Raw genomic sequence first — 21,513 nt, 5'->3', positions numbered from 1 at the left:
TTTCAGCCCTCCGCTAGAACCGCGTCCGCTTCGGTCGCCCGTTCCCCGCCGACCCGCTCGCCGATCACCGTCGTGACGGCGACGTTCATCGTCACATTGCCGAGCGTCCGCACGATATCGGGTAGCGTCTCGACCGCAACCAGCAGGGCGAGCGGCTCGACCGGCACGCCCATCGCGACCGCGATCGGCGCGATCGACGATACGAAGCTGATCTGGCCCGGCAAACTTGCCGCGCCCATCGTCGTGATCGCCCCTGCCGCAATCCCCGCCGCGATCTGTCCGGCGCCCAGCGGCACGCCGAACACATGCGCGACGTAGAGCGCGACGCCGAGGTTCATGGCCGGCCCGGTCGCCCGGAACAATGCCACCGCCATCGGCAGCACCACGCCCGACGTCGCGACCGGCACGCCGAGGTCGCCCGAACCCTTCAGCATCGCCGGCAGCGAGGCGAGCGAGCTTTGCGTCGAGATCGCAACCGCCTGTGCCGGCGCGGTTCCTTTCAGGAAGCGCGCGATCGACACCCGCCCCCCGAACCGCGCGAGCGGATAGGCGAGCAGCCAGATGGTCAGGCCGACCGACATCAGCACCAGGACATAATGGACCAGCGCCCCGAAGGCGGCGGTGCCGGCCCGCGCGCCGACGACATAGCCCAGCGCGAACACGCCGATCGGCCCCAGCCACAACACCCAGTTGATGACGATCAGCATCGTGTCGGCAATCGCCTGAAACAGCCGCACCAGCACATGGCGATTGTCCTGCGGCAGCCGGGTCATCGCGAAGCCGAAGACGAGCGTGAACAGGATCAGCGGCAGGAACTGGTCGTTCGCCGCCGCCGATACCGGATTGGTCGGCACGATCGCGACGAGGAAATCGGTAAAGGGCGGAACCTTCGCCGCAGGCGCTGCGGTGCCGAAGGTCTCCCGCAGCGCCTGCGCTGCAGTGTCGCCCAGCGGAAACAGGTCGAGCAGCGTCAGCGTGACCAGCGCGCCGAGCGCCGACGACGTCCACAGGATGACGATGAACAGCAATAGCGACCGGGTCGCGATCCGCCCGGCGCGCGCTGCCTCCGCCGTCTGGGCGATGCCGGTGATGAGCAGCGCCACCACCAGCGGTACGATCGTCATGCGCAGCGCGTTCAGCCATGCGGTCCCGATCGGTTCGGCGATGGCGATGCCCGACAGCGCGGTGTCGGGCGATTGAGCCGCCAGCACGATGCCCAGCGCCAGCCCCGCACCCAATCCCGTCAATATTCGTGTCGCTTGCGACATGCTCGCCCTTTTAACAAAGTGGCGGTAATAGCCGCGCCACGCAAAGGCTCAACCTGAAGGCGTATGGGACGATGGCAAGGAAATATTTCGGCACCGACGGTATACGCGGGCTGACCAACAGCAAGCCGATGACCGCGGAGATGGCGATGCGGATCGGCATGGCGGCGGGCGCGCATTTCCGGCGCGGCGATCACCGCCACCGCGTGGTGATCGGCAAGGACACCCGGCTGTCGGGCTATATGCTCGAAAACGCGATGGTCGCGGGCTTCACCTCGGTCGGCATGGACGTGGTGCTGGTCGGGCCGATGCCGACGCCGGCGGTGGCGATGCTGACCCATTCGATGCGCGCCGACATGGGCGTGATGATCTCGGCCAGCCATAATCCGTTCCACGACAATGGCATCAAGCTGTTCGGGCCGGACGGGTACAAGCTGTCCGATGCCGACGAACTGGCGATCGAGGCGTTAATCGACAGCGACGAGATCGAACTGTCGGCACCCGGCGATATCGGTCGCGCCAAGCGGATCGAGGACGCGCGCGGCCGCTATATCCATTTCGCCAAGGCGACCTTTCCCGAGAATCTCCGGCTCGACGGGATGAAGTTGGTGCTCGATTGCGCCAATGGCGCCGCGTACAATGTCGCGCCTGCCGCCTTGTGGGAATTGGGGGCGGAGGTGATCGCGATCGGCGTGACCCCCGATGGCAAGAACATCAACGACCGCGTCGGATCGACCGCGCCGCAACTTCTGTCGGAAACGGTGGTGGCGTCGGGCGCGCAGATCGGCATTGCGTTGGACGGCGATGCCGACCGCTTGATCGTGGTCGATGAGGCGGGGCGGGTGATCGATGGCGATCAGTTGATGGCGACGATCGCCGCCAGCTGGGCGCGGGCCGGCCGGTTGAAGGGCGGCGGGCTGGTCGCGACGGTCATGTCGAACCTCGGCCTCGAACGCCATCTGTCGGCGCAGGGGCTGGCACTGGTGCGCACCGCGGTCGGCGATCGGCACGTTCTCGAAAAGATGCGGTCGTCGGGCTATAATGTCGGCGGCGAGCAGTCGGGGCATATCATCCTGTCCGACTATGCGACGACCGGCGACGGGCTGGTCGCGGCCTTGCAGGTGCTGGCCGAGGTGCAGCGCGCCGGTGCGCCGGCCAGCGAGGTGCTGCACCGCTTCGACCCGTTGCCGCAATTGCTGAAGAATGTTCGCTTCGCTGGCGGCAAGCCGCTCGACGATCCGCGGGTCAAGGATGTCGTCGCGGGCGTCGAGGCGGAACTGGCGGGACGCGGGCGGCTGGTGCTGCGCGCATCGGGGACCGAGCCGGTGATCCGGGTGATGGCCGAGGGCGACGACCGGGGCCAGGTCGAGCAGGTCGTCGACCGCATCTGCGACGCGGTGCGGCAGGCGGCGGCCTGATGCTGGAAATGAAGCCCAGGTGCGAACGCTGCGACGCGTCGCTGCCCGCGGCGGCGCATGGCGCGTTCATCTGTTCGCACGAATCCACCTTCTGCGCGGATGAACTCGATGAGGTGTGTCCGAATTGTCGGGGCGAGCTGGTCGATAGACCGACAAGGCGCAAGTAAATCCTCCCCGGCACGGGGAGGGGGACCATGCGGAGCATGGTGGAGGGGGGTGTCCACATCCGGAGCCGTTGCGTTGCGGGGCGAACCCCCTTCACCATGCTGTGCATGGTCCCCCTCCCCATATAATGGGGAGGAGCTTGATCGCGGCGCTCGGACTGCTAACGCCACCCACATGACCACACCCCGCATCCTGATCGTCGCCGGTTCCGACTCCGGCGGGGGCGCCGGTATCCAGGCGGATATCAAGACCGCGACGATGCTCGGCTGTCACGCCATGACCGCGATCACCGCAATCACCGCGCAGAACACGCTGGGCGTCGATGCCGTCCATCCGGTCCCGACCGACATGGTCATGGCGCAGATCGATGCGGTGGTCCGCGATATCGGCGTCGACGCGGTCAAGATCGGCATGATCGGATCGGCCCGCACCGCGCATGCCCTGGCCGACCGGCTGCGCGAGCTGCGCGGTATTCCGGTCGTGTTCGACCCCGTCATGATCGCGACCAGCGGTGCAAGGCTGGCCGACGACGCGACGGTCGCCGCGTTCGAACGGCTGATGGCGGTGGCGACGGTCGCCACGCCCAACCTGCCCGAACTGGCGGCGCTGGGCGGGGCCGATGCGGTGCTGGAGCACGGCTGCGCACTGCTCGAAAAGGGCGGCCATGGCGAGGGTGAGGTGGTGATCGACCGCCTGCACCAGCGCAAGGGCGGCACCGCGCCGCTGGTCGAATGGTCGGCGCCGCGCGTCGACGGCATGGCGACGCACGGCACCGGCTGCACTTTGTCGACCGCCATCGCCTGCGAACTGGCGAAGGAATGGACGCTGGCCGAGGCGATCGGCCGCGCGCGCAGCTTCGTGCGGATCGCGATGCAGGGCGCCGAGGAACTGGGGCGCGGCGCGGGGCCGATGGCGCAGCAGGACGTGCGGCTCGACCTCAACCAGTCGCGCTGGTCGCCGATGCTCAATCAGGTGACGGTGCCCGCCAGCGACGTGCCGGCCAGCGAGCATTTCTATCGCTTGCTCGGCCTGAAGCCCATCGTCCGCTCCAGCCGCCGCTATGCTCGGTTCGAGACCGAGGGCGGCGCGACCTTCTCGATCGAGATGACCGAAGAGCGCAAGGTGCCGGCGGTCTATTTCGAGGTCGGCGATCTCGATGTGATCGTGCCTTACCTGAAGGGGCAGGGCGTTTCCTTCGCTCAGGAGCCGATCGACCGCCCCTGGGGCTGGCGCGAAGCGCGGCTGTTCGATCCGGCGGGCAACGAGGTCTGTCTGTATCAGGCGGGCGAGATGCGGCGCTATCCGCCATGGCGCATCGCCGATGCCTGACTGGAGCCACGAGGCGCGCCATGTCGGGCCGGTGGCGGGGGTGGACGAAGCCGGACGCGGGCCGCTCGCCGGACCGGTCGTCGCGGCGGCGGTAGTGCTCGACCGCGATTGTATCCCGGATGGCCTCAACGATTCGAAGCAGTTGAGCGCGAAGCGTCGCGCCGAACTGCACGCGCGGCTGCTCGATTGCGCGACGGTCGGCGTCGGTATCGCGAGCGTCGAGGAGATCGACCGCCTCAACATCCTGTGGGCGACGATGCTGGCGATGGAACGCGCGGTCGATGCGCTGGGCATGGCGTGCGGCATGGTGCTGGTCGACGGCAATCGCTGCCCGAAATGGAGCCATCCCAGCGTCGCGGTGATCGGCGGCGACGCGATCAGCCTGTCGATCGCGGCAGCGTCTATCGTTGCCAAGCAGACGCGCGACGCGATGATGGTCGAGGCCGATGCGCTGCATCCGGGCTATGGCTGGGCGTCGAACAAGGGTTATGGCGCGAAGGTGCATCTGGATGCGCTGCGGACGCTCGGGCCGACACCGCTGCATCGGCGCAGCTTCGCACCGGTCGCGCAGGTGTGCTTGCCTCTCTAAATCCTCCCTGGCACGGGGAGGGGGACCATCCGCAGGATGGTGGAGGGGGAGCGCCGCATAAGGTCCGCTTGTGGAAAGCCCCCTCCACCACCGCTTCGCGGCGGTCCACCTCCCCGTGCCGGGGAGAATTTGCGACGAACCGATGGCTACCAGATGTTGAGTCCGGGTGCGTTCGACAGACTCAATATCTGCCCTTCGGCGACTCGATTCGTCGCCGGAACGAATCCACCAAACCACAAGAGTCAAGCATTTCCGCTTGACCGCGACTCGCCGATTCCCCGAAATGGAGCCGATTCAAGGGGGACTGGCGACGATGGTAGCGACGAAAATCCGGGCAAAGGCGCCCAAGACGGTAACGCTGCCGCTCGACCGCATTCTGATGGACGATTGCATCGACGCGATGCGCTCGCTGCCGGCCAAGTCGATCGACTGCATCTTCGCCGACCCGCCCTATAACCTGCAACTGGGCGGCGACCTGCTGCGTCCCGATGGCAGCCAGGTCGATGCGGTCGACGACGATTGGGACAAGTTCGACAGCTTCGCCGCCTATGACAAGTTCACGCGCGACTGGCTAGCCGAGGCGCGCCGCATCCTGAAGCCCAATGGCACGATCTGGGTCATCGGCAGCTATCACAATATCTACCGCGTCGGGTCGATCGTGCAGGATCAGGGCTTCTGGATCCTCAACGACATCGTGTGGCGCAAGTCGAACCCGATGCCCAATTTCAAGGGCACACGCTTTACCAACGCGCATGAAACGATGATCTGGGCATCGATGGGCGAGAAGGCACGCTACACCTTCAACTATCGCCAGATGAAGACGCTGAACGACGAACTGCAGATGCGGTCGGATTGGGAATTCCCCATCTGCGGCGGGCCGGAGCGGCTGCGCAAGGACGGGACGAAGGTCCATCCGACCCAGAAGCCCGAGGCGCTGCTGTACCGCGTGCTGCTGGCATCGACCAACCCCGGCGACGTCGTGCTCGACCCGTTCTTTGGCACCGGCACGACCGGGGCGGTCGCCAAGCGGCTGGGACGGCACTTCATCGGCATCGAGCGCGACGCGACCTATGTCGAGGCGGCGACGGCACGGATCGAGGCGGCACTGCCGCTCGACGAATCGGCGATCCGGGCGATGCGGGCGCCGACCAAGCCGCCGCGCGTGGCATTCGGCGTGCTGGTCGAAAACGGCCTGTTGCCGGCCGGATCGGTCGTCATGGATGCCAAGCGCCGGTTCCGCGCGACGGTGCTGGCCGATGGGTCGCTGTTGTCCGATTGCGGGGCGGCGGGGTCGATCCACAAGCTGGGGTCGACGTTGCAGAATGCGCCGTCGTGCAATGGCTGGACCTTCTGGCATAGCGAGGGGCCGAACGGGCTGACCCCGGTCGATGCGCTGCGCCAGCAATGGCTGCTCGCGACCCAGCCCTGATGTATCTGCGGCCGGTCCGCTTCGTCGACACGCCGGTCGGGTTGCCCGATGGCAGCGTGGCGCGACTGGCGGGCGGGATGCTGTGGTTCGCGGCCTATGAGGTGCGCGAACGCGGTGGCGCGCGGACGGTCGTGCCGGTCGACGGCTTCGATGCGTGGGCGGCGGGCCTGCCAGCGGAGAAGGCCGAGCGCGCGCGGCGGTTGCATCGGCGGATGACCACGCCGCGCGCGCCGCTGACGCTTGGCGAGCGGATGCTGCGCTTCGATCAGCCGCAGGTGATGGCGATCCTGAACGTCACGCCGGACAGCTTCTCCGATGGCGGTCGGCATGTCGACGATCCGGCGGGTGCGGCGGCGGTCGGGGTGGCGATGGCGGCGGCGGGCGCGGCGCTGATCGACCTTGGCGGCGAATCGACCAAGCCCGGCGCGGCGACCGTGTGGGAAGGCGATGAGATCGCCCGCGTCGTGCCGGTCGTCGAGCGGCTGGCCGCGGCGGGGGTCGCGATCTCGGTCGACACGCGCAAGGCGGCGGTGATGGAGGCGACGCTGGCGGCCGGCGCGCATCTGGTCAACGACGTCGCCGCGCTGGCCTATGATCCGCGCGCGCTGGACGTCGTGGTCGCAAGCGGCTGCCCGGTAGTGCTGATGCATTCGCCCGACCCGGCGCAGGGGCCGCATGGCGGGGACGGCTATCGCGATCCGCTGCTCGACGTGTTCGACTGGCTGGAAGCGCGGGTCGAGGCGGTGGTCGCCGCCGGGGTCGATCGCGGGAAGATCGTGGTCGATCCGGGTATCGGCTTCGGCAAGGCGCTGTCGGACAATCTGGCGCTGGTGAACGGGCTGGCGTTGTTCCACGGTCTTGGCTGTCCGGTGCTGCTGGGGGCCAGCCGCAAGCGGATCATCGGCGCGCTGTCGAACGAGGCGGCGGCGGACCAGCGCCTCGGCGGATCGGTCGCGCTGGCGCTGGCCGGGGTCGAGCGGGGCGCGCAGATCGTGCGGGTGCACGACGTGGCGGAAACGGTGCAGGCGATCCGCGTGTGGCGCGGCCTGCGCGATGCTGCCTTGGTCGCGCCATAAGGCGTCCGCTATAGCGGCGCGCATGGTTCGCGTTCTCCTGTTGCTCGCCGCGCTGTCGGCGCTGTTCGCCAATGCCGCGCAGGCCCAGCAAAATGGCTTCGATCTGGCCGGTCCCGACGTGTCGGTCATGGTCAGGCGCGGCGAGGTCGAACTGCCGGTCGCGGCGGTGCCGGCGCTGCGCGGCGGCGACACGCTGACCGCGAAGGCATTACTGCCCGACGATCAGGCGGCGCGCTATCTGCTGGTCGTCGCCTTTCTGCGCGGGGCGACCAATCCGCCGCCCAAGGACTGGTTCTTCTCGGTCGAGACGTGGAACCGGAAGAAGAACGTCCTGACCGTCAAGGTACCCGAGGGTGCCGAACAGGTGCTGCTCTTCCTCGCCCCCGAAGCCGGTGGCGGCTTTTCGGCGGTGCGTGGCGCGGTGCGCGGGCGGCCCGGCGTGTTCGTCCGTGCGGCGCAGGATCTGTATCAGGCATCGCTCGACCGGCAGCGGCTGGACGCGTTCGTCGGCGCGATCGGCCGGATCGGCGAGCGGGCGCCCGAGCGCCTCGCCACCGCCGCGCCGGTGCTGGCCGATGCGCTGCGGATCAAGCTGAACGCCGACTGCCTGCTCCGCCAGCGCGCGTTGCAGGCGACATGCCTGACGCAGCAGCGCGATTCGCTGGTATTGCAGGCGCAGCGCGGCGCGACGCTGACCGAGACGCTGACCGGTGCCCCGGTCGACCTCGCATACCGGGTGGCGGCGACGCGCGAGGGCGGGGCGGGCTATTACAGCCCCTATATCGGCCTCGCGCGCGATCTGGCCCGGTTGTTCGGGGCATTTCGTAGCGCGCAATATCAATATCTTCCGGCCCTGGCGCTGGGGCAGGGGCAGGCGATCCACCTGCAACTGAACAGCGCGCCATCGTTCCAGAATCCGCGATCGGTGCTGGTCGCGCCGCTGCCGCCGATCGGCGATGCGCCGCCGCCGTTGTGGCGATCGGGTGCGCCCGGCGCGCTGTGCCTTGCCAAGCCCGATCTCGTGCTGCCGCTCGACGATGCGTCGCTGCTGTTCGCGACCGATTATGCGCGCGATCTGGTGCTGCGCGTGACCGGCGCCGATGGGCGGGTATCGACGCTGCCGCTGACCCCCGATGCCGAGCGCGGTGGGCTGGTACTGACCAATGGCGCGGGCCAGACGGCGGGACCGGTGACCGAAGCGGTGGTGCAGGGACGCTGGGGCTTCGATGCGTTCAGCGGGCCGCGGGTGCCTGCACAACTCGACGGGCCGGGGGCATGGACGGCGCAGCCCGATGCGACGGTGATCGTCGGGCGCGACCATCCGCTGACCCTGCGCGGGGGCGCGGCGGCGTGTGTTGCAGGACTGACCCTGCGCGACCCGGCGGGTCTCAGCCGGTCGCTGACGTGGAAGTCGGCCGCGCCCGATGCGCTCGACGTGACCTTGCCGCTTGGCAAGACGCGGCCCGGCGCGCTGACGCTGACCGTCGTCCGCTTCGGCGCGGTCGCACCCGATCAGGTCGCGCTGACCGGCCGTGCCGAACCGAGCCGGTTGGACCGGTTCACCGTCCATGCCGGCGACCGTGAGGGCGTGCTGGAGGGGGCGCGGCTCGACCAGGTGGCGGGGCTGACGCTCGGCGCGACGCGCTTCGCGGCGGGTGCGCTGACGCGGGTCGGGGAGGGGGATCGCCTGACCCTGACCGCCGAACAGCCGCTGGCCGAAGCGGTGGACAGCGCGACGGTGCAGCTTCGCGACGGGCGGACGGCGTCGGTGGCGGTGACGGTCGCTCCGGTCCGGCCGGTTGCGACGTTGCTCGACCGGCGGGTCGCCTATGACACGCCGACGGGAGCGCTGCCGATCGAACTGCCCGAGGGGCTGGTCCCGACCGGGGCGACGCTGACCTTCTCGACGCGGATCGCCGGAGGGCTGGGTGGCGGCGAGGACGGAATCGAGATCGCGAATGGCGACGCGACGAAGCGGCTGACCATCGCGTCGGGCGCGGTGCAGCGGGTCGGTGACGATATCGCGGTGACGACGATCGCCCCGCAATCGACGTTCGGAACGGCGGCGGCGGGGGCGCTCCGCTTCCGGCCGTGGCGCGGCGGGGCGGCAGGGGCGTGGCAGTCGCTGGGGTCGCTGGTGCGCCTGCCGGCGCTGAGCGGAGTCGCGTGTCGCGAGCGTTGTACGGTCAGCGGTCGCGACCTGTTCGTCGTTGCCGCGATCGGCACGACGCCGGACATGAAGGATGCGACGCTGCTGCCCGCCGGATTCGTCGGCGCATCGGTCGACGTGCCCGCGACGCAGGACGCGATCTATCTGCGGCTGCACGACGCGCCCGATGCGGTGCTGCGGGTGAAGGTGCCGGCGAAATAAGGGGGAGGGCGATTCGCCCGAACTCTCTGGTCGGGGCGACAGGATTCGAACCTGCGACCCCCACACCCCCAGTGTGATGCGCTACCAGGCTGCGCTACGCCCCGATCAGAGAGGGCGTGCCTTTAGGCCGGGTTTCCGGCCCATGCAAGCCCGAAGCGTGCAAGCGGGCAAATGTTGCGTGCGACCCGTGCAGATGATAGCTGCCCGCAATTGACAGGATGCCGTGTTCGCGGCGTCCGCTATCTCGGACATTCAGGCCAGCAATGCTCGTACCTTCCGCTTTTGCCCAGTCCGCTGCCGCGCCCGCGGCATCGGGTGGTTTCCTCGGCACGCTGATCGGCATCGCGCCGCTGCTGCTGATCTTCGTCGCCTTCTACTTCCTGCTGATCCGTCCGCAGTCGAAGCGGATGAAGACGTTGCAGAACGCCATCGCCGCCGTGAAGCGCGGCGACCAGGTCGTCACGGCCGGCGGCATCATCGGCAAGGTGACCAAGGTCGAGGAGACCTTTGTCGAGGTCGAGATCGCCGCCAACACCCGCGTCCGCGTGGTCAAGGCGACCATCGCCGAGGTCACGCCGCCCGCCGGCGCCAAGCCCGCGAACGACTGATGCTCGACTTTCCGCGCTGGAAACGGATCGCCATCTGGGCATCCGTGATCCTGTTGTCGCTGTTCGCGGTGCCGAGCCTGCTGCCCGAAGCCATGCGGGCGAAGCTGCCGGCATGGTATGCGTCGCAGACGATCAATCTCGGCCTCGATCTGGCGGGCGGCAGCTACATCCTGCTCGAAGCCAAGACCGAAGACGTCGCCGCGACGCAGATCGAGGCGATGCGCGAGCGGATCGCGACCGAGATGCGCCGCGGCCCACGCGTCGCGATCGGCGATATCTCGACGCGGGGCGGGCAGATCAGCTTCATGGTCCGCGACGCGACGCAGGTCGATGCCGCGCGCGAGAAGCTGCTGAGCCTGACCGGCGGTGGTGCCGGCATGACTGGCCAGCGCGAATGGGATATCGAGGTGCGCGATACCACGCGCTTCGTCCTGACCCCGACCCAGGCCGGCCTGCGCCTGACCGTCGAGAATGCGATGAAGGACGCGACCGAGGTCGTGCGCCGCCGCATCGACGAACTGGGCACGCGCGAACCGACGATCATCCAGCAGGGCACCAACCGCATCGTCGTGCAGGTTCCGGGGCTTTCCGATCCTAAGGCGCTGAAGGATCTGCTCGGCAAGACCGCCCGGCTCGAATTCAAGCTGGTCGACCTGACCGCCGATCCGGCCGCCGTCGCCCGCGGACAGGCACCGGCCGGCAGCCAGATCCTGCCCTATCCGGCGCAGGGCGCGCCGATCGCCGTCAAGCGTTCGACGATCATCTCCGGCGATCAGCTCGCCGATGCCCGGCAGACCTATGACCAGAACGGTCAGCCCAACGTCACGATCAACTTCAATTCGGAAGGCGGTCGCCGCTTCGCGAAGGTGACGCAGGAAAATACCGGCAAGCCGTTCGCGATCATCGTCGATAATTCGGTCATTTCCGCGCCGAACATCAACGAACCGATCCTCGGCGGCAGCGCGACGATCAGCGGTGGCTTCACCGTCGACAGCGCCAATCAGCTTTCGATCGCGCTGCGCTCGGGCAAGCTGCCGGTCGACCTGACCGTCGTGCAGGAAAGCACCGTGAGCCCCGAACTGGGTAACGATTCGATCAAGGCGGGCGTGACTGCCGCGATCATCGCCACGGTGGCGGTCATCGCGTTCATGGTCATGACCTATGGCCGGTTCGGCATCTATTCGACGATCGCCGTCGTGCTGAACATCCTGATGATCCTTGCGGTGATGGCGTTCCTGAACGCCACGCTGACGTTGCCCGGCATCGCCGGCTTCGTGCTGACCATCGGTACCGCGGTCGACGCCAACGTGCTGATCAACGAGCGCATTCGCGAGGAACGGCGACGCGGGCGATCGGTGCTCCAGTCGCTCGAACTGGGCTATAAGGAAGCGAGCCGCACGATCTTCGAGGCGAACGTGACCCACGCCATCGCTGGCGGGATCATGCTGATCCTCGGCTCCGGCCCGATCCGCGGCTTCGCGGTCGTGCTGCTGCTCGGCATCGCCAGCTCGGTGTTCACCGCCGTCACCTTCACGCGGATGCTGGTCGCCGGATGGATGCGCCGCACCCGTCCGACCGACATCCATATTTAAGGCCCGGCCGTCATGCGTCTCATCAAGCTGGTCCCCGACAACACCAATATCCGCTTCGTAGCAGCGCGGAAGATCGCGTTCACTGTCACGCTGATCCTCAGCATTCTGGCGGTCGGGCTGGTGTTCGTCCGTGGCCTCAACTTCGGCGTCGACTTCATGGGCGGCGTCGCTATCGAAGAGAAGTTCGCCAGCCCGCCGGCGATCGACCGCGTGCGCGCGACGATCGAGCGGCTGGGCGTGGGCGAACCCGCGATCCAGCAGTTCGGCGACCCGACCCTGGTGTCGATCCGTCTGCCGGTGCCCGAGGGCGATGCCGGCGCGACCGACCGTCTGGTCGAGCGCGTAAAGACCGCGCTGGCCAGCGAATTTCCCGGCGCCACGTTCAGCAACTATTCGACCGTGTCGGGCAAGGTGTCCGAGGAGCTGGTGACCAACGGCGTGCTCGCCGTATTGCTGGCGATCGTCGGCATCGCAATCTTCTCATGGTTCCGCTACGAATGGCAGTTCGGCGTGTCGACCGCGGTCGCGATCATCCACGACGTGCTGATGACGCTGGGCTTCTTCGCGCTGTTCCGCGATCAGTTCGCGTTCGACCTGACCATCGTCGCGGCGGTGCTGACGATCATCGGCTATTCGATCAACGACAAGATGGTGATCGACGACCGTATCCGCGAAAACATGCGCAAGTACCGCAAGATGGAGATGCGCGAGCTGATCGATCTGTCGGTCAACGAAACGCTGCCGCGCACCGTCATGACCTCGCTGACCATCCTGCTGGCGCTGACCGCGCTGATCGTGTTCGGCGGCCATGTGCTGCGCGGCTTCACGGCGGCGATGATCCTCGGCGTGATCGTCGGTACCTATTCGTCGATCTATGTGTCGTCGTCGCTGCTGATCACGCTGGGGCTGAAGCCCGGCGCGCCGGTGGGAGAGGGGACGGTCAAGGAACCGGTCCCGCAAAAGGGCGCGCGGTGAAGCTCGACCGGACCCGCCGGGGCGACGGCCCGCTCGTATCGGGCATGACGGCCGGCGGGTTCCGGGTCGATGACGGCATCTATCCGGCGCTGCTGATGACGCCGCAGCGCGCCGACCTGTGGGAACCGCCCGCGTTCGAGGCGCTCGATGCCGATGCGCTGGCGGCGGTGTTGGGCATCGACCCGGCACCGGAGTTTTTGTTGCTCGGTACCGGCGCGACGCTGCGCCAGCCGCCGCGCGCGCTGGTCCGTGGGCTCGATGCGCGCGGGCTGGGGATCGAGGCGATGGACAGCCGCGCGGCGGCTCGCGCCTGGGGTGTGCTGCGCGACGAAGGGCGGCGGATCGTCGCGGCCTTCTACCCCTTCTGATCGACCAGCGCGGTCAGGTGATCGCGTAGCTCCAGCGCATTGCGATCCCAGCTATAGGCATCGACCGTCGCCCGCGTCGCGGCCGGATCGCCTGGCTGCGACAGCACTGCCGCAATCCCCAATGCAAACGCCGCCGCGTCGCGCGCGACGATCCGGCCGGCGGTGGGGCAGGTGACGACTTCGCGCGCGGCCCCGGCGTCGGGAATGACGATCGGCGTCCCGCTCGCCAGTGCCTCGACCCATGCATTGGCCAGCCCCTCCGACGACGATGCCAGCGCCATCACGTCCGCCGCTGCCAGCAGATCGGGCAGGCTGTCATGTGGCAGCGTCCCGCATAGCCGGACCCGGTCGCCAATCCCCAGTTCCGCGATCCGCCCCGCCAGTGCCGCCTGATCCGGTCCGCCGCCGACGATCCACAGCGTCACGCCGGGCAGGGCGGCGACCGCCTCCAGTACGATGCGATGTCCCTTTCGCGCGATCAGCGCGCCGAGCGACACGACCAGCGGACCGGCCACGCCCGACCGCGCCTTCGCCTCGGCCCGATCGACGGTGCCGAACCGGCTGCGGTCGATGCCGGTGCGATGGACCCGGACCGGGCGGTCGATTCCGGCAGCGGCGATATCGTCGGCCATCGACTGCGACACCGCCAACAGGCCATCGGCGTCGCGTCCCGCCGAACGCACCTGTGCAGCGGTCGCGGGCGCATGGCCCCAATGATGAATATCCGCCCCGCGCGCCTTGATCGACACCGGCACGCCATAGCGCCTGCCCAGCGCCACCGCCGCCGGCCCATCGGGAAAGAAAAATTGGGCGTCGATCACGTCGAACCGGAATGTTTCGCGCAGGGTATCCAGATGCGGCGTCAGGCATCGCACCAGCGCGTCGGCGTGAAACCGGCCGTGCGTGGCGGGCAGGTTCAGGAAGTGCGGGCGATCGACACTCAGACCCTTCCAGTCTTCGTGCAGCGGCAGGCGCGCGAGCGGACGATAGCTCGGATGGAGCGACAGCGGAAAGGGCGGCAGCCCGATCGGCGCGACGACGCGTACTTCCACCTCGTCCAGCGCCGCCAGACCCAGCGTCTGTCGCTCGACGAACACCCCGAAATTCGGCCGGGTGGCGTCGGGGAACAGCGTGGCAAGGGTCAGGACGCGGAGCATGGGACCGCGTGATAGCCGATAATGGTGAAGGCTTTGCCGCGAAAACGGGCCGGGGCTGCGTGCCCCGACCCCATCCGCATCAGGCGTTCAGCGTGTGGTCCAGCGTGATCTCGGCATTCAGCAGCTTCGAGATCGGGCAGCCGGCCTTGGCGCCGGCAGCGATTTCCTCGAACTTCGCCTGGTCGATGCCGGGAACGTTGGCAGTCAGAGTCAGCGCCGACTTCGTCACCTTGAACCCGTCGCCATCCTTGTCGAGGCTGACCTTCGCCGTGGTTTCGAGCGTGCCGTCACTATAGCCGGCACCCGCCAGGGCGAAGCTGAGCGCCATGGTGAAGCAGCTGGCATGGGCCGCGGCGATCAGTTCCTCGGGATTGGTGCCCTTGCCGTCCTCGAACCGGGTGTTGAAGCCATATTGCTGATTGTCGAGCACGCCGGACTGGGTCGAGACATGGCCTTTGCCGTCCTTGCCGAGACCTTCGTAGCGAGCGGATGCACTGCGGATCATGCGGAAACCTTTGCGATGGAAAAAGGGCGGGCCCGTTGCCGGACCCGCCCTTCAGAATTCGTCACACCCGCGAAGGTTCAACGGCAGCGGCCGCGCTGTCCGCTGCGTTCGATCTCCCGACCGGCGAGCGCACCGGCGGCACCGCCGAGCAACGTGCCGAGCGTCCGGTCGCCCCGCGTATCGACCGTGCGGCCGACCAGCGCGCCGGCCACGCCGCCGACGACCAGCCCGGTCGTACCATTGGGCTTGCGGCAATAGCGGCGTCCGTCACGGCCGCGCCATTCGCGATATTTGTAGCGCCGCTGCGCTTCTGCCTCGCTCTTGCCGACCGAAATGCCGTGCTTGGTCCAGGTCGCCCCGACCGGGGCCATCAGCGATTCGGCGGCCAGCGCCAGCATGATATTGCGCATGGGGGATTTCCTTTCGTCCATGTCGTTGCTGGCCGGTTTAACGCACCCTCCGCCTGACGGTTTCATGAACGAAACGACAGCTTGCACCTGTCCCCGGACGGGACGTTGCCTCAGCCGCTTGCCGGCGACGGATCGAGCGGATAGCGGGCCACCGACTCGTACCATGCGCCGGCATGGCCGACATGGCTTTCGTACAGGATGAAGTGATCGAATCGCATCGGCGGCGAAGTGAGTCCCGCATGGGCGATCCGAAACGCTTCGGTCGGTCCACTCGATTTGTTGAGCCGGGCCAAGGTGATATGCGGCAGGAACGCACGTCCCTCCGGCGGCAGGCCCAGCCGGACCAGCGCATGATCGACCTTGCGATGCAGTGCCGCCACCGCATCGTGCGGCGTCACCCCGGCCCAGAGCGCGCGGCCCCGGCGGCCAGCATCGAACTGTCCGACGCCCGATAGCGCGAGGTCGACAGCTGGGGCGCGAACCCCCTGCAGAACCACGGCAATATCCTCTGCCATCGGTCGTTCGACCTCGCCGACATAGCGCAGTGTCAGGTGCAGTTGTTCGTCATCCTGCCACCGTGCACCCTCGACGCCGTCCTGCACGTCGAACAGCGCCTCGCGCATCGCAGCGGGTGGGCGCAGGGCGATAAACAGACGGTGCATGGCGGATTCTCCCGGCAGCGTAACAAAATGTTGCTCCCCGCGTTTGGCTTGAAATCGCCGATGCGGCGGACGATATTTCCAGCATCCGGCATGAGTGCCGGGAAGAGGAGTTTACAATGGCGAACTGGTCCGATCCCCGGACGACGGCCGCACCGATTACCCGTACGCGCGACCGCGACATGGCGCGTGACGAAGGGCTGCGGTCCTACATGCTTTCGGTGTATAACTACATGGCCTCCGGCGTGCTGTTGACCGGCATCGTCGCGCTGTTGTTTTCGTGGGGTGGCGACACCTCGCCGGCGGCGGCCGTCTTCTACCAGCCGGGCATCCTGAAATACGCGATTATCTTCTCGCCGCTGATCTTCGTGATGGTGTTGAGCTTCGGCATCAACCGTCTGTCGACCGGCGCGGCGCAGGGGCTGTTCTGGGCGTTCGCAGCGATCATGGGTCTGTCGATGTCGACGATCTTCCTGCGCTACACCGGTCCGTCGATCGCGCTGACCTTCTTCGCGACCACTGCCGCGTTCCTGTCGCTGAGCCTGTACGGCTACACGACGAAGCGCGACCTGACCGGGTTCGGCACCTTCCTGATCATGGGTCTGGTCGGGTTGATCGTGGCGTCGCTGCTCAACCTGTTCTTTCAGTCGGGCATGATGAGCATGGTCATCAGCGCGATCGGCGTGCTGCTGTTCGCGGGCCTGACCGCCTATGATACGCAGCGCATCAAGGGCCTGTACTATCAGGTCGCTGGTACCGATTTCGCGGGCAAGGCGGTCATCATGGGTGCGCTGTCGCTGTATCTCGACTTCGTGAACATGTTCCAGTTCCTGTTGTCGTTCCTCGGCAACCGCGACTGATCGCTGCATCACCGACGATGCGAGAGGCCCGGCGGGAAACCGTCGGGCCTTTTCATATTCGGGGAACGTCCTTCGCGATCCTTTCGTTTTTGCGCGTGAAGGAGTGAGGGACATGAGCAACGACACCACCGGAATCGACGAAAAGGCGCTCTCGTCGCTGTCGGTCGCCCCGGACGGCAATGAAAGCGAAGCGCACACCCCGCCGGGACGCGGCGATGCGGGTGGCGACCACAGCATCGCCGGCCGGATGGAAAGCGATCCGGGCGACAGCGATGCGCGGCTCGACCGCGGACTCGACGAATCGATGGACGCGTCGGACCCGCCCGCCTCGACCCAGCCGATCCATAATAACGGTCCTGCCCCTTCGTCGGGCTATGATCCCGAACAGGAAGCGAAACTGGCGCGGGACGGCAAGGCCGACTGACCGTACGGAAGCGGTTGCATGGGACGCGGCGTATCGGCTGGTGCCGGTGCGCCGCGTTGGCTATGGAGGGGGCATGACGACCGATCGGTGGTTCCGGCCCGTGCTGCGGGTCCTCGCGGCGCTGCTGCTGGCGGTGCAGGCGGTGGTGCCGGCACAGGCGGCGGTGACGATCACCTTCTGGTCGCAGGAATTCGGACAGAATTTCCCGCATGCCTTTTTCAGCTTCTCGGGCACGCCCGATGCCGGCGGTCCGGCGGTTGATGGCAGCTATGGCTTCACGGCAAAGGCGATCACCCCCGCCTTGCTGACCGGATCGGTCGGCGGGCGGATCGACCGGCCCAAGCCATCCTATATCGACCGCAGCAACGCCCATTTCTCCGTCGTGCTGACCGATGCGCAATATGCCGCGGTCCGATCGCTGATCGACGAATGGGGCGAAGCGGGCGATTCGCACTATAATCTCAACCGCCGCAACTGCGTCCATTTCGTCGCGGAGGCCGCGCGGCGGTCGGGGCTGACGGTGGTCGAGGATCGGAAGCTGATGAAGAAGCCGCGCTCCTTCACCCAGTCGCTCGAACGCGCCAATGCCGGCCGGGTCAGGGTGATCGAATTGCCGGCCAAGGCCTATTTCGCGTCGCTCGGCGCTCCGGTCGTCGCGGCCGGAGCGGCGCCGCTGCCGCACTGACCTCTTTCGCGTTCGGGTGAAATCCGGCAGTCCTGCAGTGTCGGGTAACGGGAGTCGGTGGATGCGACGGTGGACGATCGGGGTGCTGGCGTTGCTGGCCGGGTGCGGACAGGCCGACGAACCCGATGCGTCGGCGAACCTGACGCAGGATGACCCCATCCTGCCCTTCCCATCGCCCACGCCCGAGACGATGGCGGCAATCCCGACGCGCTTCGTGGGCAGCTGGGACAGCGATGGCGCCGCCTGTGCCGCCGATCCGGCCGGTGCGAACCGGCTGATCGTCACGGCGAACGCCCTGCGCATCGGCGAGCGCGACGTGCCGGTGCGCGGCATCACCGTCGCCGATGCCGGGGCGATCGATGTCGATGTCGTCGGCGACCGTGGCGGCATCACCGAGCAGCGCCGCTATCGCCTCGCGCTGGGCGAGGGCGGGACGCTCGACATGAACGGGGATGCCGGGCCGGTCCGCCGCGTGCGGTGCGATGCGCCGGCCGGCGCCGAGGCGGCGGCGCGCAACGCGATCGCGCTCAACCTCGCCCCCGACGGGTTGCAGACCGTTGCCGGGGCCAGTAGCCGGTCGCTCGCCTTCGGCAGCCCGAGCGAGATCGTGCTGCGCGTCGTCGAGGCGGCGACCCAGACGCTGCCCGAACGTTCGCGCAACGAGGATTGCGGCGAAGGGCCGCTCGACATCGCCACCTATCCGAAGATCGCGGTCTATTTCCAGGAGGGCCGCTTCGTCGGCTGGTCGGCGCGCGGACGTGGCCTGACGACGATGAGCGGGGTCGGCATCGGCGCCAAGCGGGCCACCGTCGAATCCTCGATCGACGCGCCGGTCGAGGAAACCAGCCTCGGCCGGGAATTCAGCAGCGGCGGCCTGTCCGGCCTCTATGACGCGAAGGACAATGTCACCGCTTTATGGGCCGGCAGCACCTGCATCGCGCGGTGATCGCGCCAGCGGCGCCCGACGATGCGGCGGCAGTGGTCGCGTTGTGGCAGCGTTGCGACCTGACCCGGCCGTGGAACGACCCGCACGCGGATTTCGCAAGGGCGTTGACGGGCGCGACCTCGACCGTGCTACTGGCGCGCGACGATGGCGACATCATCGGCAGCGTCATGGTCGGCCATGACGGGCATCGCGGCTGGCTCTATTATCTGGCGGTGGCACCCGACCGCCGGGGGCAGGGGATTGGCCGCGCCCTGTTCAGTGCTGCCGAGGACTGGCTGCGCGATGCCGGCGCGCCAAAGATGCAGTTGATGGTCCGCAGCGACAATGCCGCCGCGCTCGGCTTTTATGCGGCGATCGGCCTGACGCGGCAGGACGTCGTCGTGCTTGGTCGCTTCCTGACCGACGCCGTACCATGACACGCTAGGCTACTGATAGTCACTTGCAAAAGCAGTAACCGGGGCGTACCCGTCGCGAAACAGTCAGGGAATCGTTTCGCATGTCCGCCTTCGCCATCCTCCTCGCCGCCGCCACCGCCGTCCCGGAGGTGCCGACGACCGAGGATCCGCAGCGTGGCGACGATATCGTCGTCACCGGCATGCGAACCGAAGGCAGCGACGACTATGCGGTCAAGGCACAGACCACCGCGACGCGCCTGCCGCTCAGCCAGCGCGAAACTCCCCAATCGATCAGCGTCGTGACCCGCGCGCAGATCGAGGATTTCCAGCTCAACGACATTAATCAGCTGCTGGCGACCGTGCCCGGCGTGAACGTGCAGGCGCAGGAAACCGACCGCTTCTATTATTCGGCGCGCGGCTTCGACATTCAGACGTTCCAGATCGACGGCGTCGGCCTGCCATTCCCGTTCGGCATACAGAACGGGTCGATCGACACCGCGATGTACGACCGGATCGAGGTGGTGCGCGGTGCGCCGGGGCTGTTGTCGTCGACGGGCAATCCGTCGGCGGTGATCAACTTCATCCGCAAGCGTCCGACCCGCGACCTCGCCGCATCGGCGAGCGCGCAATATGGGTCGTTCGACAATCTCCGCCTCGATGGCGATGTCAGCGTCCCGCTGACCAGCAGCGGATCGGTCCGCGCCCGCGCGGTCGGTTCCTATCTGAACACCGACAGCTATCTCGACCGCTACGGCCTGACGCGCTGGACCGGCTATGGCATCGTCGAGGCGGATCTCGGCCCCGATACGGTCGTCAGTGCCGGCTATGGCTATCAGAACCACAAGAGCCGCGCGGCGATGTGGGGCGCGCTGCCGCTCTACTATAGCGACGGCAGCCGCATCGACTATGCGCGTTCGACCAACAGCGCGCCCGACTGGTCGAGCTTCGACGTCACCGACCGCCAGATCTTCGGCGACGTGACCCACCGCTTCGGCAACTGGACGGCAAAGCTGACCGTGCAGCGACGCGCGATCGACGAAGATGATCGGCTGTTCTACGTCTATGGCAACAACTACGCCAATGGCGGCAACGGTGCCCCCGACCGCGCGACCGGCCTCGGCATCGTCAGCTATCCCGGCGCGTTCCGCTCGTTCGCGCGCAACCTGACGATCGACGCCAATATCGGCGGTACCGTGTCGCTGTTCGGCCGCGCGCACGACGTCATGTTCGGCGTGAACCGCTCGGCACAGCGTTATACGCAGGACTCGGCCTATGACGTGTCGACGATCGGCGTCTCGCTGCCGCTGTTCAGCGGGTTCGACGGATCATTCCCCGAACCGAACTTCCCGGCCTTTTCGCGCAGCCTCGACACCCATGTCCGGCGCGAGACGGTCTACGGCCTCGTGCGGCTCAACCCGACCGATGCATTGAAGGTCATGGTCGGCGGCAACGCCACCCGCGCGTTCAGCGAGGGCGTGTCCTATGGCGCGCCGACCAATTACGACCGCGCCCGTTTCCTGCCGTTCGTCGGCGCGACCTATGACCTGACCGGCAATGTCAGCGCCTATGCGAGCTTTGCGACGATCTTCAATCCGCAGGATCAGGTCGATGCGAACCGCCGCCTGCTCGACCCGATCGAGGGCGACAATCTGGAGGCCGGGCTGAAGGGCGAATGGTATGATGGCCGCCTGAACGCCAGTATCGCCGTGTTCCAGGCGCGGCAGAACAATACCGCCGAGGCTGCCGGGTTCGATGCGACGATCGGTCAGACGCTGTATCGCGGGGTCGATGCCAAGTCGCAGGGGATCGAACTTGAGGTCAGCGGGCAGGTCGCGCCGGGGCTGCAGGCGACCGGCGGTTTCACGACCATGCGCATTCGCGGGGAGGGGGACGCGGCGGCCCGTACCTTCGTCCCGCGCAATACCGCGCGGCTGAACATCGTCTGGTCGCCGACGACGCTGCCGGCGCTGAAGGTCGGTGCGTCGGGCCAGTATCAGAGCCGCATGTACCTCGAACCCGGGGTCACCGTGACCACCGGACAGCCGGTGCGGATCACGCAGGACGGCTATGCGACGGTCGACCTGATGGCCCGCTACGAACTGACGCCGCGCGTCGCGTTCAGCGTCAACGCCCGCAACATCAACGATGCGAAGGCGTTGAGCGCGATCAATTTTGATCAGGGCTATTTCATCGCGCCGCGCACGGTGCTGGGCACGGTGCGGGTCAGTTATTGACGCGAAAAGGGGGCGGTGTTGCCGCCCCCTTCTTTTCCTACGCTCCCAACCGT

At 67.5% G+C, this 21,513-nt stretch carries 22 protein-coding genes and 1 tRNA gene; 17 read left to right on the top strand and 6 right to left on the bottom strand.

The annotated features are described in order from the left end of the window. Window positions 1-2: 2 nt before the first annotated feature. Window positions 3-1,268 carry a dicarboxylate/amino acid:cation symporter gene (locus tag ACZ1JS_RS09965; RefSeq protein ID WP_465165945.1) on the bottom strand — a complete coding sequence of 422 codons (1,266 nt, stop codon included), beginning with the start codon at window positions 1,266-1,268 and terminating at the stop codon, window positions 3-5. A gap of 71 nt (window positions 1,269-1,339) precedes the next feature. On the opposite strand from ACZ1JS_RS09965, the gene glmM reads away from it, so the two are divergent. The 7 genes from glmM (at window position 1,340) to ACZ1JS_RS09930 (ending at window position 9,642) form a co-directional block, all read left to right on the top strand. Further along, window positions 1,340-2,683: a phosphoglucosamine mutase gene (gene glmM, locus ACZ1JS_RS09960; protein WP_465165944.1), complete on the top strand. Its 1,344-nt coding sequence runs from the start codon at window positions 1,340-1,342 to the stop codon at window positions 2,681-2,683. Then, a complete protein-coding gene (locus ACZ1JS_RS09955) occupies window positions 2,683-2,850 on the top strand; it encodes a DUF1272 domain-containing protein (protein WP_465165943.1) in 168 nt (55 codons plus the stop codon). The genes glmM and ACZ1JS_RS09955 overlap by 1 nt, the downstream gene beginning before the upstream one ends. Before the next feature lie 172 nt (window positions 2,851-3,022). Beyond that, entirely contained in the window at window positions 3,023-4,177 is a 1,155-nt protein-coding gene (gene thiD, locus ACZ1JS_RS09950) for a bifunctional hydroxymethylpyrimidine kinase/phosphomethylpyrimidine kinase (RefSeq protein ID WP_465165942.1), read from the top strand. Next, window positions 4,170-4,766: a ribonuclease HII gene (locus tag ACZ1JS_RS09945; RefSeq protein ID WP_465165941.1), complete on the top strand. Its 597-nt coding sequence runs from the start codon at window positions 4,170-4,172 to the stop codon at window positions 4,764-4,766. Before thiD ends, ACZ1JS_RS09945 begins: the two co-directional genes overlap by 8 nt. A 313-nt stretch (window positions 4,767-5,079) precedes the next feature. Continuing rightward, a complete protein-coding gene (locus tag ACZ1JS_RS09940) occupies window positions 5,080-6,195 on the top strand; it encodes a DNA methyltransferase (protein WP_465165940.1) in 1,116 nt (371 codons plus the stop codon). Then, the gene (folP, locus tag ACZ1JS_RS09935) at window positions 6,195-7,271 is read left to right on the top strand and encodes a dihydropteroate synthase (protein WP_465165939.1); all 1,077 of its coding nucleotides are present in this window, start codon (window positions 6,195-6,197) and stop codon (window positions 7,269-7,271) included. Before ACZ1JS_RS09940 ends, folP begins: the two co-directional genes overlap by 1 nt. A gap of 22 nt (window positions 7,272-7,293) precedes the next feature. Beyond that, window positions 7,294-9,642, top strand: coding sequence for a hypothetical protein (locus ACZ1JS_RS09930; protein ID WP_465165938.1), 2,349 nt, complete (start codon window positions 7,294-7,296; stop codon window positions 9,640-9,642). A gap of 27 nt (window positions 9,643-9,669) precedes the next feature. Here the strand turns inward: ACZ1JS_RS09930 and ACZ1JS_RS09925 are convergent. Further along, window positions 9,670-9,746, bottom strand: a tRNA-Pro gene (locus tag ACZ1JS_RS09925). Window positions 9,747-9,905: 159 nt separating this feature from the next. On the opposite strand from ACZ1JS_RS09925, the gene yajC reads away from it, so the two are divergent. The 4 genes from yajC to ACZ1JS_RS09905 are packed head-to-tail and all read left to right on the top strand — an operon-like array spanning window position 9,906 to window position 13,185. Beyond that, window positions 9,906-10,250, top strand: a complete 345-nt coding sequence (yajC, locus tag ACZ1JS_RS09920) for a preprotein translocase subunit YajC (protein ID WP_465165937.1) — start codon at window positions 9,906-9,908, stop codon at window positions 10,248-10,250. Continuing rightward, window positions 10,250-11,842, top strand: coding sequence for a protein translocase subunit SecD (gene secD, locus ACZ1JS_RS09915; protein WP_465165936.1), 1,593 nt, complete (start codon window positions 10,250-10,252; stop codon window positions 11,840-11,842). Before yajC ends, secD begins: the two co-directional genes overlap by 1 nt. Before the next feature lie 12 nt (window positions 11,843-11,854). Further along, window positions 11,855-12,817: a protein translocase subunit SecF gene (gene secF, locus ACZ1JS_RS09910; RefSeq protein ID WP_465165935.1), complete on the top strand. Its 963-nt coding sequence runs from the start codon at window positions 11,855-11,857 to the stop codon at window positions 12,815-12,817. Continuing rightward, window positions 12,814-13,185: an MTH938/NDUFAF3 family protein gene (locus tag ACZ1JS_RS09905; RefSeq protein WP_465165934.1), complete on the top strand. Its 372-nt coding sequence runs from the start codon at window positions 12,814-12,816 to the stop codon at window positions 13,183-13,185. The genes secF and ACZ1JS_RS09905 overlap by 4 nt, the downstream gene beginning before the upstream one ends. Here the strand turns inward: ACZ1JS_RS09905 and ACZ1JS_RS09900 are convergent. The 4 genes from ACZ1JS_RS09900 to thpR all read right to left on the bottom strand — a co-directional run bounded on the left by ACZ1JS_RS09900 (window position 13,173) and on the right by thpR (window position 15,919). Beyond that, window positions 13,173-14,342 carry a glycosyltransferase gene (locus tag ACZ1JS_RS09900; protein WP_465165933.1) on the bottom strand — a complete coding sequence of 390 codons (1,170 nt, stop codon included), beginning with the start codon at window positions 14,340-14,342 and terminating at the stop codon, window positions 13,173-13,175. The two genes, ACZ1JS_RS09905 and ACZ1JS_RS09900, sit on opposite strands and share 13 nt — an antisense overlap. 79 nt (window positions 14,343-14,421) lie before the next feature. Then, window positions 14,422-14,847: an OsmC family protein gene (locus ACZ1JS_RS09895; protein WP_242116773.1), complete on the bottom strand. Its 426-nt coding sequence runs from the start codon at window positions 14,845-14,847 to the stop codon at window positions 14,422-14,424. Between the two features lie 77 nt (window positions 14,848-14,924). After that, window positions 14,925-15,257: a glycine zipper 2TM domain-containing protein gene (locus tag ACZ1JS_RS09890; RefSeq protein ID WP_465165932.1), complete on the bottom strand. Its 333-nt coding sequence runs from the start codon at window positions 15,255-15,257 to the stop codon at window positions 14,925-14,927. A gap of 110 nt (window positions 15,258-15,367) precedes the next feature. After that, window positions 15,368-15,919, bottom strand: coding sequence for an RNA 2',3'-cyclic phosphodiesterase (thpR, locus tag ACZ1JS_RS09885; RefSeq protein WP_465165931.1), 552 nt, complete (start codon window positions 15,917-15,919; stop codon window positions 15,368-15,370). Between the two features lie 116 nt (window positions 15,920-16,035). Here thpR and ACZ1JS_RS09880 point away from each other — a divergent pair, with 116 nt between their 5' ends. From ACZ1JS_RS09880 to ACZ1JS_RS09855, 6 genes are all read left to right on the top strand, one after another. Next, window positions 16,036-16,776: a Bax inhibitor-1/YccA family protein gene (locus ACZ1JS_RS09880; protein ID WP_465165930.1), complete on the top strand. Its 741-nt coding sequence runs from the start codon at window positions 16,036-16,038 to the stop codon at window positions 16,774-16,776. A 112-nt stretch (window positions 16,777-16,888) separates the two neighbouring features. Further along, complete coding sequence (locus ACZ1JS_RS09875) at window positions 16,889-17,200, top strand: hypothetical protein (protein ID WP_465165929.1); 312 nt, start codon at window positions 16,889-16,891, stop codon at window positions 17,198-17,200. A 73-nt stretch (window positions 17,201-17,273) separates the two neighbouring features. Then, window positions 17,274-17,885: a hypothetical protein gene (locus tag ACZ1JS_RS09870; protein WP_465165928.1), complete on the top strand. Its 612-nt coding sequence runs from the start codon at window positions 17,274-17,276 to the stop codon at window positions 17,883-17,885. A 61-nt stretch (window positions 17,886-17,946) separates the two neighbouring features. Continuing rightward, a complete protein-coding gene (locus ACZ1JS_RS09865) occupies window positions 17,947-18,831 on the top strand; it encodes a hypothetical protein (RefSeq protein ID WP_465165927.1) in 885 nt (294 codons plus the stop codon). Continuing rightward, window positions 18,801-19,247 (top strand): GNAT family acetyltransferase, encoded by a 447-nt coding sequence (locus ACZ1JS_RS09860; protein ID WP_465165926.1) that lies wholly within the window; start codon window positions 18,801-18,803, stop codon window positions 19,245-19,247. Before ACZ1JS_RS09865 ends, ACZ1JS_RS09860 begins: the two co-directional genes overlap by 31 nt. 80 nt (window positions 19,248-19,327) lie before the next feature. Then, window positions 19,328-21,460: a TonB-dependent siderophore receptor gene (locus ACZ1JS_RS09855; protein ID WP_465165925.1), complete on the top strand. Its 2,133-nt coding sequence runs from the start codon at window positions 19,328-19,330 to the stop codon at window positions 21,458-21,460. Window positions 21,461-21,513 lie beyond the last annotated feature (53 nt).

This window comes from Sphingomonas sp. BL-S-05 (assembly GCF_055521695.1).
This window is presented reverse-complemented; position numbering and strand designations above follow the sequence as displayed.

What these genes read in the sequence shown, in the direction of transcription:
- ACZ1JS_RS09890 (WP_465165932.1), bottom strand. Translation starts at nt 15,257, where the DNA reads ATGCGCAATATCATGCTGGCGCTGGCCGCCGAATCGCTGATGGCCCCG.
- ACZ1JS_RS09965 (WP_465165945.1), bottom strand. Translation starts at nt 1,268, where the DNA reads ATGTCGCAAGCGACACGAATATTGACGGGATTGGGTGCGGGGCTGGCG.
- folP (WP_465165939.1), top strand. Translation starts at nt 6,195, where the DNA reads ATGTATCTGCGGCCGGTCCGCTTCGTCGACACGCCGGTCGGGTTGCCC.
- glmM (WP_465165944.1), top strand. Translation starts at nt 1,340, where the DNA reads ATGGCAAGGAAATATTTCGGCACCGACGGTATACGCGGGCTGACCAAC.
- secF (WP_465165935.1), top strand. Translation starts at nt 11,855, where the DNA reads ATGCGTCTCATCAAGCTGGTCCCCGACAACACCAATATCCGCTTCGTA.
- ACZ1JS_RS09900 (WP_465165933.1), bottom strand. Translation starts at nt 14,342, where the DNA reads ATGCTCCGCGTCCTGACCCTTGCCACGCTGTTCCCCGACGCCACCCGG.
- thiD (WP_465165942.1), top strand. Translation starts at nt 3,023, where the DNA reads ATGACCACACCCCGCATCCTGATCGTCGCCGGTTCCGACTCCGGCGGG.
- ACZ1JS_RS09930 (WP_465165938.1), top strand. Translation starts at nt 7,294, where the DNA reads ATGGTTCGCGTTCTCCTGTTGCTCGCCGCGCTGTCGGCGCTGTTCGCC.
- thpR (WP_465165931.1), bottom strand. Translation starts at nt 15,919, where the DNA reads ATGCACCGTCTGTTTATCGCCCTGCGCCCACCCGCTGCGATGCGCGAG.
- ACZ1JS_RS09880 (WP_465165930.1), top strand. Translation starts at nt 16,036, where the DNA reads ATGGCGAACTGGTCCGATCCCCGGACGACGGCCGCACCGATTACCCGT.
- yajC (WP_465165937.1), top strand. Translation starts at nt 9,906, where the DNA reads ATGCTCGTACCTTCCGCTTTTGCCCAGTCCGCTGCCGCGCCCGCGGCA.
- ACZ1JS_RS09865 (WP_465165927.1), top strand. Translation starts at nt 17,947, where the DNA reads ATGCGACGGTGGACGATCGGGGTGCTGGCGTTGCTGGCCGGGTGCGGA.
- ACZ1JS_RS09945 (WP_465165941.1), top strand. Translation starts at nt 4,170, where the DNA reads ATGCCTGACTGGAGCCACGAGGCGCGCCATGTCGGGCCGGTGGCGGGG.
- ACZ1JS_RS09955 (WP_465165943.1), top strand. Translation starts at nt 2,683, where the DNA reads ATGCTGGAAATGAAGCCCAGGTGCGAACGCTGCGACGCGTCGCTGCCC.
- ACZ1JS_RS09860 (WP_465165926.1), top strand. Translation starts at nt 18,801, where the DNA reads ATGGGCCGGCAGCACCTGCATCGCGCGGTGATCGCGCCAGCGGCGCCC.
- ACZ1JS_RS09940 (WP_465165940.1), top strand. Translation starts at nt 5,080, where the DNA reads ATGGTAGCGACGAAAATCCGGGCAAAGGCGCCCAAGACGGTAACGCTG.
- ACZ1JS_RS09895 (WP_242116773.1), bottom strand. Translation starts at nt 14,847, where the DNA reads ATGATCCGCAGTGCATCCGCTCGCTACGAAGGTCTCGGCAAGGACGGC.
- ACZ1JS_RS09855 (WP_465165925.1), top strand. Translation starts at nt 19,328, where the DNA reads ATGTCCGCCTTCGCCATCCTCCTCGCCGCCGCCACCGCCGTCCCGGAG.
- ACZ1JS_RS09875 (WP_465165929.1), top strand. Translation starts at nt 16,889, where the DNA reads ATGAGCAACGACACCACCGGAATCGACGAAAAGGCGCTCTCGTCGCTG.
- ACZ1JS_RS09870 (WP_465165928.1), top strand. Translation starts at nt 17,274, where the DNA reads ATGACGACCGATCGGTGGTTCCGGCCCGTGCTGCGGGTCCTCGCGGCG.
- secD (WP_465165936.1), top strand. Translation starts at nt 10,250, where the DNA reads ATGCTCGACTTTCCGCGCTGGAAACGGATCGCCATCTGGGCATCCGTG.